Source organism: Desulfonatronovibrio magnus (assembly GCF_000934755.1).
In the GTDB taxonomy this organism is placed as follows: domain Bacteria; phylum Desulfobacterota; class Desulfovibrionia; order Desulfovibrionales; family Desulfonatronovibrionaceae; genus Desulfonatronovibrio; species Desulfonatronovibrio magnus.
The window spans coordinates 1-13,883 of sequence record NZ_JYNP01000050.1 but is presented as its reverse complement, the minus strand read 5'-3'; the positions used below and the strand labels follow the sequence as shown (position 1 = coordinate 13,883).

Here is a 13,883-nt window from a genome sequence, read left to right as displayed (position 1 = left end):
CATGCTGGTTTGAAATTTCCAATAAGTGCCTAAAGCACTCTTTGCATTCTCAGGAGTCAAGCAGACATGAAGACCATAAACTTTTACTTTCTCAGAAACTTTGTTCTTGAACACAGGCAGTCAAAAATGCATGCAGAGGTGATACTGTGACTCTGCTTACTCTGCAAAGCGCCCTTGGCCTGCCGGCTTTTATCCTGATTGCCCTTGCCCTGTCTGAAAATCGCCGGGCAGTCAGTTTTCGTCTAATAGCAACCGGGATTGGTCTGCAACTGGGTTTGGCCCTGATCCTGCTGAAGATTCCAGTGTTCACCGACTTTTTTCTAATTTTAAACAAGGCAGTGGAGGCTCTGGAAAGCGGTACTCGGGCCGGAACCACCTTTGTCTTTGGTTATCTTGGCGGCGGTGATCTGCCTTTTGAAGAGCCATATGGAGGAGCCTCCTATATCTTTGCCTTTCGGGCCCTGCCTGTGATTATTGTTACCGGAGCTTTGACAGCCCTTCTTTATCACTGGAAAGTCATCCCTGTTCTGGTCAGGGCCTTTTCTGCCATGCTTAGAAAGACCCTGAACATTGGGGGAGCCCTGGGAGTTGGCACTGCAGCCAATGTTTTTGCCGGTATGGTTGAATCACCGCTTTTTATCCGGCCATATGTTGCATCATTAACCCGCAGTGAGCTTTTTGCCCTGATGACCTGCGGTATGGCCACCATTGCCGGAACCGTGCTTGTCCTTTATGCCGGGATTGTGGGAGCTGTTGTGCCTGGGGCCCTTGGGCATATTATGGCTGCATCCCTCATCAGTGCTCCAGCCGCAATCCTGATTTCAGGAATCATGATTCCTGAAACAAAACCTCAAACCATGGGCGAAGTAGTGCCCCCGGTGGAGACAGTTTCATCCATGGATGCAGTGGTCAAAGGAACCGGATTCGGACTGCATATGTACCTGCACATTGTAGCTTTGCTGATTGTTCTTGTAGCACTGGTCAGTATGTTTAACGCAGGCTTAGGGACGTTGCCTGATTTTCGCGGGGAATCCCTGACTTTACAGGGTATCATGGGATACGTGATGATGCCTCTGGTCTGGCTGGCCGGTATACCCTGGAACGAAGCCCACACCGCCGGAGGGCTGATGGGCGTGAAAGTGGTTCTAAACGAACTCCTGGCATACTTAGAAATGGCTGCGCTGCCGGAAGGGACATTATCCCAGCGCAGTACCCTTATAATGACCTATGCCATGTGCGGATTTGCCAACATAGGCAGTCTCGGCATCCTCATTGGAGGACTGATCAGCATTGCCCCGGAACGCAGCAGGGAAATCACAGCTCTGGGGCCACGCTCCATCCTTTCAGGCGTACTGGCCACCCTGATGACCGGGTCTGTGGTGGGTATTCTGTATTAATCTCTTGTCCCGGTAGATGTTCAAATGAAGAATAATTTGTCACTGTTTCTTTCCGGTCCTGGTAGATAATAATCAGCTGGAGCTGCCATCCAAATTATATGCTGGCCCTGGAGTCCCAGCCGCATGTTGTAGTTTAAGCGCTTATTGATGAACTGAAACTTTTGTTTTGCATGTCACTTAATTGTTGTTAATTTTACATAAAAGGAGTACTAAAATACCAGCTGTTGTCAGGGTATGGTTTTTGCCGCTACGGAGGGGTTTCCGTGAATGTAAAATGAAAGCTGGCCGCAGAGAAATTCATGTCTGCTGCTGTGAGTAATCAGAACCTGACTGGCTTAAGGAATAAAATAGATGGACAGCATACTACCAGCCTTGATTTCGCTGGCTCAGAATACGGCTCTGCTTCTGGCAACTGCACTGCTTATCGATATTTTCGGTACAAAATGGCGAACTGATTCAACCTATTTCCAGCAGGCTGCAGCAGGCCTTACTCTAAGCATGATCTGCATTCTGGTAATGCTTACTCCCTGGACGTTAATCCCCGGGGTGGTATTTGATACCCGTTCCATCCTTATTGGCGTGTCAGGTCTTTTTTTTGGGGCAATACCCACGGCCATTACCATGGTCATGGCCTCCTTATTCAGGATCTTTCAGAGTGGTGCCGGGATGTGGACAGGAGTGATGGTCATCATGACATCCGGTCTTATCGGTCTCGCCTGGAGGAGCAGGCGCAAAGATGCACTGCATCTGATTTCTCTCAAAGAACTGATTTTTTTTGGTCTGGTCATACATATAGTCATGCTGGGCATGATGCTGACTCTGCCAGGAGGTATTTCCGGAGTGGTCATCTCCAGCGTGGCCCTGCCAGTGCTGTTAATATATCCTCTCGGAACAGCATTGCTTGGAACTTTGATAGTCAGGAGGCTTTCCAGGGAAAAATTCAGTCAGCAGCTTCAGGAGTCTGAGGAAAAATACAAAAATTATATTGAAAAAGCACCATACGGAGTTTTCATAGTCAATGACAGCGGACAGTGTGTTGACGCCAATCCGGCAGCCTGCCGCATGACGGGCTATTCCAAACAGCAACTGCTGGGTATGAGTGTTAATGATTTTATTCCGTCTCCTGCTTCGCGCGAAAATGACAGCCGAAGTTTTGCTTCTCTGAAATCCACAGGCTCTAAGGACACTGAGCTGACCCTCCGGACCAGGGACGGGCGGGACATAAGTGTGGCCATGAGGACTGCTTCCCTGCCCGGCGCTGGCTTAGACGGAGCTTTGGTATTTGTGAGGGATATTTCGGCACGCAAGGAAGCGCAGGAACATATCAGGCGCGAATCTGATGTCAACCAGGGGCTTGCTGAGATTGCCAGAGCTATTACTTTGCCGGAAGCAACCATTGCCAGTCTGTCACAGGAAGTACACAAGCATGCCTTGAAACTTACATCCAGTGCTTATGGTTTTGTATCTTCCATTGACCCTGAAAGCGGTGACAATGTTGGTCATACTTTGTCCTTTATGATGGGCAAAGAACTGTGTCAGGTTGAAAGTGAGCGCATCTCCTTTCCCAAGGGTTCTGATGGATATAACGGGCTTCACGGTCACGCGCTGAATACTCATAAACCTTTTTTCACCAATAAGCCTGCAGAGCATCCCTCTTCAAGAGGCCTTCCTGACGGACATGTTCCAGTGAACAGGTTTCTGGCAGTACCGGCAGTTTTTAATGGAGAGCTTTTTGGCCAGATTGCCCTTGCCAATGCCGAGCGAGAATATAGTGACGCAGATATGAGGGTGGTGGAAGCTCTGGCTGATCTTTTTGCTACGGCTGTTTACAGGATGCGCTCTGTTCAGGATATCATTGAAGCCAGAGATGCAGCCCAGGCAGCCAGTGAGGCCAAGGATGAATTCATGGCCAATATGAGCCATGAAATCAGGACTCCACTCAACGGCATAATGGGTATGATGCAGCTCCTTGAAATGACGGAGCTGGCTGAAAACCAGAAGGAATATGTGGACTTAAGCATAAAATCAGGAGACAGGCTTACTAAATTGTTGTCGGATATTCTGGATATGTCAGCTCTTGAGTCGGGAAAAATTGAAATCCTCGAAGAAGAATTTGTTTTATGCAGTCTTGGGCATGAAATGGTTGATCTGTTTTCAGCAGTCTGCCGGGAAAGAAATATTATTTTTGATTATCTTCCATGTTCAGATGTACCTGATGTGCTCATTGGTGATGAGGCGAGAGTCAGACAGATACTTTATAATATTGTGAGTAATGCTGTTAAGTTTTCTGATCAGGGCCGGATTACCTTAGAGATGGGAATGGTTCGGTCTAAAGACAAAAATCTGGTGAACATGTATTTTTGTGTCAGTGATACAGGAATGGGTATGGATGAAGAAACAGTTGATGAATTGTTCAAACCTTTTGCCCAGGCTGATTCATCGTTTACGAGGAAGAGTCAGGGCCCTGGTCTGGGCCTGGCCATAGTTTGCCGTCTGGTGGAACTGATGCAGGGCAGCATCTCTGTAGAAAGCGTTCCTGGTCAGGGAAGCGTTTTTGAGATTGTCCTGCCTTTGAGTGCCAAACAGGCTGATAAGGAACTTATTTCGTAACTTCTAAAAAACTCCGGGCAGTATTCCTGGATACCGGCTTCTGCCGGTATGACATCACAATGCTATGATCTGTTCTCATTCGTCATTCCGGCGAAAGCAGGAATCCAGGTCTTTTCTTGGGTTACGATTGCCGGAGTTTTTGAGAAGTTACCTTATTTCGCAAAATATTCAACATACAGATTAATCCAAAGATGATTACTCCTGCCAGGTTTTCCATCAAAAGCGCTTTGCTGGCTGCTTTTTTCTTTATCGCACTGATAATGAGTGTGGTCATTGTCATTTCTTTTTACAGCAGCCGCAACTCTGTCAATGAGGTGGCACTGCATCTGCGCCTGGAAATTGTTTCTCATATTGAAGAACATATTCGTAATTTTCTGCATCTGCCCCATGAAATTAACAGCATCAATGTCAGAGCCATGCAGGATGGCCGGGTAGATTTGGAAGATATGAATTATCTCGCTGGAAGATTTGCTGAGCAGATCAGTATGTTTCCCTTAGTTTCCAGCGTATATTTCGGCAATATTCATGGCGGTCTGATCAACAGCGGCAGAGAATTCCCTGGTGATGAGAGATACATGATTATGACAGAGGGCTTTGAGGCTGGTGAGTTTCGCAAGTATCTGCTGGACAGCAAAGGCGAACCCCTTGGAAGACCTCAGATTATTTCCAGCTTTGATGCCCGGACAAGGCCATGGTTTATGAAGGCCGTTGCAGCAGGCGGACCTGTGTGGAGTGATGCGTACATCCTTTTTACCGGTCAGGATATGGCTCTGGCAGCCAGTCAGCCAGTATATGATCAAGGAGGTGAGCTGTCAGGGGTTGTTGCTGTGGATGTTTTTCTGTCCAATATTTCTGTTTTTCTCCAGAAAATTGGGGTGGGGAAAACAGGGAAGGCTTTTATTCTGGAACATTCCGGTCTTCTAATTGCTTCTTCTGAAAATGAACCCATGATTAAACGAAAGTCTGATGAACAGGTATACCAGAGGATACATGGGCTGGAGTCATCCAATCCGATTATTCAGAGTGCTGTTGGCAAGCTGCTGGATGAAAAGGGCGAGATCAGGGCTGTGGAGCACAAAGAAATTTTAGAGTTCTACCTGGAAGGCAAAAAGATTTTTCTGCATGTCTTGCCTCTGAAGGATAAGCGGGGCATTGACTGGCTTATTGTGGTGGCGGTTCCTGAAGAGGATTTTATGTCCAGCGTGACTGCGGGCAACAGGTTTTCACAGGTGGTCATGGTCTTGAGTCTGCTGCTTGCCCTTATGTCCGGTGCCCTAGTAACCCACGGGATAATAAGGCCTATAAGAATGCTGGATCTGGCAGCAGGAAAGATAGCCTCTGGAGCCGGGCATAAGAGGATTATGGAAAGTTCGTATTTTGTGGAGATTAGCAATCTGATAGCTTCTTTCAACATCATGGTCATGAAACTGCAAGTCAGTCTGGATAAGATGGAATATGAACTTATGGAGCGCAGACAGATTGAAGCAGCACTGCGCGAAGCCCATGACCGGCTGCTTATTGTCATGGATAGTGTGGATGCCATGATTTATATTGCAGATCTTCAGACTTATGAAATTCTTTTTGTCAACAGTTATGGGTGCAGGGTGTGGGGAGAAAATATTGAAGGTACAAAGTGCTGGCAGAGTATTCAGCAGGGACAGGATGGTCCATGTTCTTTCTGCACAAACCCGAAGCTTCTCAATGCAGATGGCACTCCTTCCGGAATATATCGCTGGGAATTCAGAAGCACGTTCAATGACAAGTGGTATGAGTGCCATGACCGGGCAATCAAATGGACTGATGGGCGAATGGTCAGGATGGAACTGGCCAGAGATATTACCGAGCGAAAGCTGGCTGAAGAAAACATCAGCAAAGCTAAGCATGAGCTGGAAAAGGCTGCTCAGGAAAAAGACAGGTTCTATTCCATCCTGGCCCACGACCTCAGGTCACCTCTGGCAGGGGTGATCAGCCTGTCAGAAATGCTGTCCGACAGCGTGGACGATTTGTCTGAAAAGGATATCCGGTTCGCTGCAAAGGAAATGCATAAAAGCCTGAGCAATATTCATGCACTGCTGGATGACCTTCTTGAATGGTCGCAGTTAAGCCAGGGGCTTATGGAGTACGCTCCAGAGCGTCTGAATCTGCTTGATCTTGCGGTTTCATGTTTGAGTACAGTTAAAGACTGGGCTGAACGCAAGGATATTCAAATCAGCATAGATGTGCCTGAATCTGTTGAGATCTATGCTGATGAATCCATGATGAAGGCTGTCATTCGCAACCTTGCATCCAATGCTGTTAAGTTCACTCAGCGTCACGGAAGCATTGCAGTGTCATTTTCTATTAATGATGATCAGCAGGGTACTTTATTTGTCAAAGATGATGGGGTGGGAATAGCGCCAGAACATCTGGAACAGGTTTTTTCTCTTGGCAAAGTCAGAAAAACTTTTGGCACAGAAGGTGAAAAAGGAACCGGACTTGGCCTTGTAATGTGCCGGGATCTTGTTGAAAAGCATGGCAGCAGGCTGAAGATTGAAAGTGAACCCGGAAAAGGAACTACAGTGTCATTTTTGTTGAATCTATTCCAACCACGCCCAACCCTTCGTTGAAAAAGAGGGGAGCATTTCGTGCCATATACCTATTGATTGTTCCTCGCGGGGACAGTCCCATTGGCCACCCTGATGACCGGGTCTGTGGTGGGTATTCTGTATTGAAAATGTTAAAGCCAGGATAATTCTGGGTAGCTATCCTAAGGGGCGCAAGCCGGCTTTGGGGTTGTCTGTTTGCCGGCAATCAACAGAGCACGTCCTGAATAAATGTGTTAAAGGAGATTGAAATCTATGAGATACTTAATCAACACGAAAAGTTTTGTTTTCATGAAAGCTTTGTTTACATTATGTTGTTGCGTTTTAGTTGTGCTTTATTCCATGTGCGTAATGGCCCAAGACAAAAGAACACTGATCATTGGAGCTGCTTCTGATATCCATACCCTGGACCCTGCAGTTTCAATGGACAATTCCGACTGGAGGCAAACTTATCCCGCTTATGACCGGCTGGTCAGATATGAAGTGGTTAAAGGCCAGGGCACAACCCGGGCGGAGCCCTTTGCAGCCAGAGCATGGTCAGTCTCAGGAGACGGTTTGACCTGGAACTTTTACATTCGTCCTGGAATCAGTTTTGCTGATGGTACAGCTCTTGATGCTGAAGCGGTACGTTTTTCCCTGCAGAGAGCCCTGGACATTGGCAAGGGACCAGCTCAAAATTTTAATGTCATAGAATCGATGCGCGTCATTGATCCATTAACTCTGGAGATTAAATTGGCACGGCCCTTTGGACCTTTTCTGCAGACCATGGCCACCAATGCAGCGTCAATAATAAATCCAGCAGTGCTTGAACATGATGCCCGCAACGATCTGGGACAGGACTGGCTCAGAACCAACACCGATGGCAGCGGCCCCTTTTCCCTGAAAGAATTGGTTCCTGGGAAGTATGCTGTTCTGCAGGCCGTTAAAGATTATTGGGATGGTACGCCATGGCTGGATCAAGTGGTTGTTAAGTTTATCCCGGACCCTGATGAACGAATGGCAGCCCTTGAGAGCGGCCGCATTCATATTGCTGAAAATCTGCTCATGGAGCAGTTGATCCGTTTAGAGGATAACCAGGACATTAAAGTGCACCGTTACCCGTCCCAGCTGGTGGAGTATGTCTATATCAATACTCAACGTCCCCATCTCAGTGATCCCCGGGTACGCCGCGCCTTAAATTTTGCAGTGGACTACCAGGCAATTATTGAAAATGTTATTCACGGCAATGCTGTCCAGATGAAAGGCCCCATTCCCCAAGGCATGTGGGGACATAATCCTTATGCTTATCAGTATGAATACAACCCACAAAAAGCTGCTGACCTGCTCAGTGAAGCTGGTGTTGAAGATTTGAGGCTGACATTAAAATATTCTGAGCGCCGCTCCGAATGGAAAGAGATTGCTAAAGAACTGCAGACCAGTTTTTCCCGGGCAGGAATAATATTGGAACTTGAATTTGTACCCAACCCGGTCTTGCGGGAACAATTAGACAAGGGAGATTTTGATCTGTGTCTCGGGGTCTGGAGTCCAGACTTTGCTGATCCTTACATGTTCATGAATTTCTGGTTTGATTCAACATACTGGGGTCTGCCGGGAAACAGGAGTTTTTACAAAAATGTGGTCGTAGATGAGCTTTTGCGCCACGCTGCAGAAAGTTCAAGTGTGGCTGGTCGGACCAAACTTTACTCCAGGGTCCAGGATATTGTCATTTCAGATGCACCGTATATTTTTCTGCACCAGATTGAGGCTGCTGTTGCCATGCACAAAAGCGTCCAGGGCTTTGTCTACAATCCCATGCTGGAGTCAATATACAATATTGAATCAATCTGGATAAAATGAGTGCCGGGTGCCTGTCCCCGATGACCGAGGCAATAATTAACACAAAGTGTCGCTGCAGTGTTAAAAGAGTTGCTGAAAACAATGTAAAGATAACAGTGACTTAGCTCGTTTCGTGCAATTTAAAGGGCACGGATGGTACGGCCTCATTTTAAGTTATTTATCTTATCAGAAAGTTATCCGAATGTGGAGGGCTTTTTTTATGCATTTTGGAGTTGAGAATATTCATAAAATCCACTTAGCACCTTGTCCAGTTTTTGGGGGGAACTTCAGAGGTACACATGAGTCAAGATCAACAAGGTCAACAACATGGTGAACAGTTACATTACAATTTTTCATCATCATGACTGTCCAAAGTATTAGCGGAAGCTGAGTTTCAGCAGCCTGGTGGACTGTAGCTCCTTATCATATATTAAGGTATGATCTCATGCACTATCAGCAACTTTAAACACAGGGAGAAAGACTATGAAAAAGACCTTTATTAAAAGCGCTGGCTTAACGGCACTGACAATGATACTTGCAGCTTTCATGCTGGCGGGAACCGTTCAAGCTCAGTTGTTTGTTGACAATAAGGATCAAACCGTCACCGACACAAGAACCGGACTTATCTGGACCAAAAGCGCTGATCCCCTTGCCGGGCTTGGCAAGCTTGACTGGCAGGAAGCCATGTTCCAGGCAAAAGCTTTCAATCTTGCAGGGCATACTAACTGGCGGGTGCCCACCAAGGAAGAATTTAGTGCCTTTGTTCCTTCTTTTTTTTCTGATCAGCAGGAAGCTGTTCAAATGGCTGAAACATTTGTTGATCTGCCTGCAGAACCGCGCAGTTACTGGACAAGTACTCTGGCTTTTAACCATGAACAGGCCTACCTATATCGATACAATTTAACAGTAGAGCGTGATAAACACTCAACCAGAATCACCATTGGCATGTCCAGCCTGACGGCACCGCAAGACCAGAAAATGGGCACAGCCTGGCTGGTTCGGGATGGACATCCTGAGAACCCGACTACCCGTGAAAGAGCAGACTTTTTATTTGACTGGCTTGAAGCCATGTTTCCTGAAATCCTTTATACTGCCCCCCAGCCAACTCAGGAAGCAGGGGATGATTTTTACAGATACTACCAGGAAGCTGATGTATCCATCAAAACATTTAACAATAACTTATACTTCACTGATAACCTTGGAGTATCTCATGACCTGGGCAGCTTTATGTACTGGGTAGGCTATTCCAAAGCAGAGACAATTTTTAACTGGCTTGAGTCTCAGCCCTCCCTGGAAGAATTAATGTCTCCTGCACCTCAGGCAACCCAGGTAGAGGAGGATACATTCTTAAGAATGTATCCTGATACAGGCTTTATTGTTTATACTAAACAGGGAAGGCTCAGATATACAACTGACAACTATGCCACGTCTTATGATGTTGGAAGTGTTAATGACTGGCTGAAACTTGTTAATTAATTAGCAGCATACTGAACTGATTGTCCAAAACAGCAGGCCGCCCATGACCAGTAAACCCGTCATGGACGGCCTGTTTTATCTTTTCTTCAGCCGCTCCTTAAGCCCAAAATTTCCACACCCTCTTTCAAAAATCCAACCCCTTCTTATCCTGCATCCCGCCAACCCTCAGATCAAAAACCACCCCCCTCATCCTTTCCGGAGGCAGCACACCGTCCAGCAAAGCCTGATTCTTAACCGTAGTGATGGGGTTGCCTTTAGCAACGGTGCTAGGGCAATGAAGGTGGTCGGGAGTAGTTTTTTACATTTCTTAACCCCAGTTTCCGCATGTTTAGGCTGAATTCTATGTTATTTCAGAATGTTACCTTATTTCCGGCTTATTTTTTCGGCACTACTTTTATTACGTCATTTTTTTTCTCGGCTTTGTTGGAATGCTGCTTATCCCAAGTGCAGAATAAACTTTTTGTTGTTCAATGATCGGGCTAGTACAGTTTCTGACTGAGATAACACATCCTTCATCGTTAGCCCATGTTTCCGCATGTTTTAGCGGAATAAAGCATAGTTTGTCTGTCTCTTATATTGCGAGTTTATTGGCTATGCACTAAGGGCCTTGCCCCAATTGTTGCTGGCTATTGTCAGCCTGATGGCCCTATGCGGCTCAGCAGCCTGGATGCTGACCGTCTGGGCCGGTGTGGACCCTTTGACCGCCTACCTCGCTACCAGTCCTGGAGGATTGGACTCGGTGGCAATTATAGCTGCTGACAGTGGCAGTGATATTGCTTTTGTGCTTTCCCTGCAGACTTTGCGCCTGTTTGCTGTTGTGCTCATCGGACCGGTGATTGCCCGGCTGATCTGCCGGATCAGCAGATGCAATGTCCAAGAATCTGGATCTTAATCTTATTTTAATCCCATTGCCCGGTCCATCTCCTTGCCAACGTACTGTGCCAGTTCATTTGAAAAGTCTGAATGCAGCTGCAGAGTGTTCATGTCCATTGGGGCTGGCAGACGGATGAGTCGCAGCATGTCCCCGTCTTCCGCAGCATGGGGCCACACTCCGGCAAAAAAGAAACCAGCAGCTTCAGCCAACTCACAAAGATCAGCTGTAGATGGCTGGGAAAGAGGAAGGTCCAGATTAACTGCTTCAGCACCGGCAATGTTTAGAAGGTCTTCAGTTGCCCGCCTGATCTCCGGCCATTGCCGCTCATCTGCCGCCTTGACCCGTACCACGCCCTTTAGCAGGCCGCGATCAAAGGATACAGTGTAAAACCCCTCCTGCCTCTGTTCAAGCCCCTGATCCGAGCTTGTCAAGTCTTTGGCTGAAGCAGGATAACGGCCCAGATTCTCATAAATAAGTCTAATGATGCGCTGGTGCCTTTTGGGGACATAGGCTACAGCAGGGGGGGCTTCTTTTAAATATAAAAAGCAGTGCAGAAACGATTCACGGGGACGGGGACCATCTTCCAGTGCCATAGCCTTAAACTGGCGCGGAGGGCATGAGCCCAGGTCCAGGCCACAGGGGCATCCGCCGCTTTTGATTATTTTGCGCTGGCTTACGGGGTGACTGGTGACTGAGTTAAAGGAAAGGCCGAACAGCTCCATTTCATTGGCCTGGGTAGTGAGGGCAGAAAAAAACGGCTGCATCAGGCCTTGACCTCGATACAGAGGAGAAACAACCAGCAATGCCATTTCAGCCATAGGCACTGGTTCAGGCCGTAAGAGTCCGGCGTGACCAGCCACCTCGCCGCCCTGGGTTACAGCTACATAGCTCATGAGCACGCCTTTGGTGACTAAATCCAGAAGACCTTCTGGTCTGTAAAATGCCTCGTTTTTATAGGAGTATCCGTAAGTAAGCCAGAACAGCCGGGCTACCTGCAGGGCATCCTCGGGCTGCAGGGGCCGAATTATAAAGGATTGTTTCTGAGTTACCGGGTGCCTGGACGCCTGGACCTGTTCAGATCTGGAATGGTGATCATCTGTGGGACTGAGGGCAGCAGTCTGGGTGTCGTTATAAGCTGCATCCTGGACAGGCATTTGTTTAACCAGGCACATGGCTTTGCCCTGTCTGCCGCGGTTCACCCAGCGGACTTCGTCCACAGAGTGGTGAATGAGCTTAAGTCCCAGACCAAAAGTCTCACTTTTCATCTGTTTGGGTTGGCTATTAAGTAGGGCCGGGTCAAAGGGCAGTCCTTCATCCATGAATTCCAGGCGCAGTTCGCCCTCTAACATTTCGCCGTTCACTACTATGTCACCCGGGGTGCCGTCTGGATAGGCATGGGTGCAAATATTCTGGAAGGCCTCTTCAGCAGCCAGTTCTAGAGCCAGAACGTCCTTGTCTGGAAAACCTGCTGCATGCGCCAAATCTCTAATATGTCCCTGTGCAAGATGAAGAAAACGTTCTTCTGCTGGAACCCTTAGCTGAGTGTGGAATGCTTTTCCCATAATTGTTCTAATGTGGTGAAAGGTTATAAGACCATGGCAGATCTTTCTTATTTCTCGTCACACGTAAAAGCGGTAAAAAAGGATTGTTCTGCGGATGAGCCACTGGCCAGGAAGGCCTGCGTACATGAGTATATAGGCCCTGCAGTTCAACGACAAATATAATCCCCGGCAGGTCACTATTGCTGAGTCCACTGCCTGTAATCCGGGATCATGTTTACACATCGCGTCAAACGCTAAATGTTCAACTTATTGATCTGTAGTTCATTATTCATCAAAGCCGGGCCGGACGAAAGACTGAGCACCAGGGAAAACATTCTCAATCTTTATTCTAAGTCTTTGCAGATAGAACAGTATTTCCTGTAACTGTGCATTGTCCCGGCCATGAAGACTTTGCAAAAGTCCCCAGGCTGCAATGGACTTTTCAATGCCGATCAGAGCAACTTTGGCCGAACCATTGGCATCATATTCTTCGTCTTCCAGGCTGTCTTCACCTGCCTGCTCCATTCCCGAGAGCGCTCTGTTTATCTTTACATAAATCAGATGCTGATACCAGCAGACTATTTCCAATGCTTCCTTTATATCAAAAGATTGCAGAGTGCTGACAGTACCAGGAATTTTTATCTGCGTATCCTGACATGCTGTTAAAGACTCATTGGCTTCAAGCCACTCGCCAGCCATCTTTGCGTATTTCCTGGACAGGATGGAACAAATATTCTTATCAGCTCTGTCCCTCTGCTTCTCTTCCTCTTCCATATCCACAGAGTCCATTGCCAGATCAAGGTCAATGCCCTTTTCTTCGGCAAGGTCATAGAGCAATTCCATAGTGACCTCAAAGACCCTGGACATGGCTTCCCAGAAATCTTCATTTCTGGCGTCACGGGATGCCTGATCAGGAAAAAACTTTTTTTCCATAGCGAAGTTCATGCATCGGGAAGTAAACGCACACTTCTCACACCACCGGTCACAATAGTTGTAAATGCCGGAGATAAAACCTGGATTCTGAGCCAGTTTTTTCAGCTTTTCCTTATCCATAACTGTTGGTTTCTCTGGTTTTAATCCCATCGGGAAGTTTCATGCAAAATGCCGGAACTGACCTCAGTAATACTGATTCTATTTGAAAAATTTTTTGTTGCAGTCCCTGCAGTAACTATCCGGGGCATTATCCCCCAGAAGACATCCACCTGGCTTAATCTTGCCTGATTCGGCCTGTTTTCCCAGCTCTGAATCCGGCATTCCCCAAACTATCGGCACTGTGTTAAGCGACCCGCACAAAGGACATTGCACCACCTTGATCACCTCAGTGTTCTGCAATTCATCAAGTTTGCTTTTTGCATCCTGGTCACCCTGGTCTGCTTTGGCCTGCAGCCTTGCAGCCCTTATCCAGTCTAAGTTGGCAGCATCTGTCCGCGCGTCTAAAATCATACAATTGCCCTGAGGTGACTTTTTGTCTTTCATGCTCCCTCCTGTTTTTGCTCATTAGCTGGTCGTTTACCATTTTCTGACGTTTCAGTGTCATGAGCAAGGCTTCCCTTGTTTTCTCAGTGATCTCGACAACAATGACTTCCAT

At 47.2% G+C, this 13,883-nt stretch carries 10 protein-coding genes; 7 read left to right on the top strand and 3 right to left on the bottom strand.

The window, feature by feature from the left end:
- The first annotated feature begins 146 nt into the window (after positions 1-146).
- The 7 genes from LZ23_RS06680 to LZ23_RS06655 all read left to right on the top strand — a co-directional run bounded on the left by LZ23_RS06680 (position 147) and on the right by LZ23_RS06655 (position 10,772).
- Entirely contained in the window at positions 147-1,397 is a 1,251-nt protein-coding gene (locus tag LZ23_RS06680; RefSeq protein WP_157493120.1) for a NupC/NupG family nucleoside CNT transporter, read from the top strand.
- Between the two features lie 351 nt (positions 1,398-1,748).
- The gene (locus LZ23_RS06675) at positions 1,749-4,007 is read left to right on the top strand and encodes an ATP-binding protein (RefSeq protein WP_045212661.1); all 2,259 of its coding nucleotides are present in this window, start codon (positions 1,749-1,751) and stop codon (positions 4,005-4,007) included.
- 191 nt (positions 4,008-4,198) lie between these two features.
- On the top strand, positions 4,199-6,613 hold the full coding sequence (locus tag LZ23_RS06670; protein WP_045212659.1) for an ATP-binding protein: 2,415 nt from the start codon (positions 4,199-4,201) through the stop codon (positions 6,611-6,613).
- A 231-nt stretch (positions 6,614-6,844) separates the two neighbouring features.
- Positions 6,845-8,425 (top strand): ABC transporter substrate-binding protein, encoded by a 1,581-nt coding sequence (locus tag LZ23_RS06665; protein WP_232300430.1) that lies wholly within the window; start codon positions 6,845-6,847, stop codon positions 8,423-8,425.
- 462 nt (positions 8,426-8,887) lie between these two features.
- Positions 8,888-9,880, top strand: coding sequence for an Lcl C-terminal domain-containing protein (locus tag LZ23_RS06660; RefSeq protein ID WP_045212657.1), 993 nt, complete (start codon positions 8,888-8,890; stop codon positions 9,878-9,880).
- A gap of 43 nt (positions 9,881-9,923) precedes the next feature.
- Complete coding sequence (locus LZ23_RS23930) at positions 9,924-10,217, top strand: hypothetical protein (protein WP_157493119.1); 294 nt, start codon at positions 9,924-9,926, stop codon at positions 10,215-10,217.
- Positions 10,218-10,466: 249 nt separating this feature from the next.
- Positions 10,467-10,772 (top strand): AbrB family transcriptional regulator, encoded by a 306-nt coding sequence (locus LZ23_RS06655; RefSeq protein ID WP_084590923.1) that lies wholly within the window; start codon positions 10,467-10,469, stop codon positions 10,770-10,772.
- 2 nt (positions 10,773-10,774) lie between these two features.
- Here the strand turns inward: LZ23_RS06655 and LZ23_RS06650 are convergent, their stop codons facing one another.
- From LZ23_RS06650 to LZ23_RS22395, 3 genes are all read right to left on the bottom strand, one after another.
- Positions 10,775-12,316 (bottom strand): GNAT family N-acetyltransferase, encoded by a 1,542-nt coding sequence (locus tag LZ23_RS06650; protein ID WP_045212653.1) that lies wholly within the window; start codon positions 12,314-12,316, stop codon positions 10,775-10,777.
- Positions 12,317-12,580: 264 nt separating this feature from the next.
- Complete coding sequence (locus tag LZ23_RS06645) at positions 12,581-13,378, bottom strand: hypothetical protein (RefSeq protein ID WP_045212651.1); 798 nt, start codon at positions 13,376-13,378, stop codon at positions 12,581-12,583.
- A 48-nt stretch (positions 13,379-13,426) separates the two neighbouring features.
- Complete coding sequence (locus tag LZ23_RS22395; RefSeq protein ID WP_052507165.1) at positions 13,427-13,771, bottom strand: hypothetical protein; 345 nt, start codon at positions 13,769-13,771, stop codon at positions 13,427-13,429.
- Between the last annotated feature and the right edge of the window lie 112 nt (positions 13,772-13,883).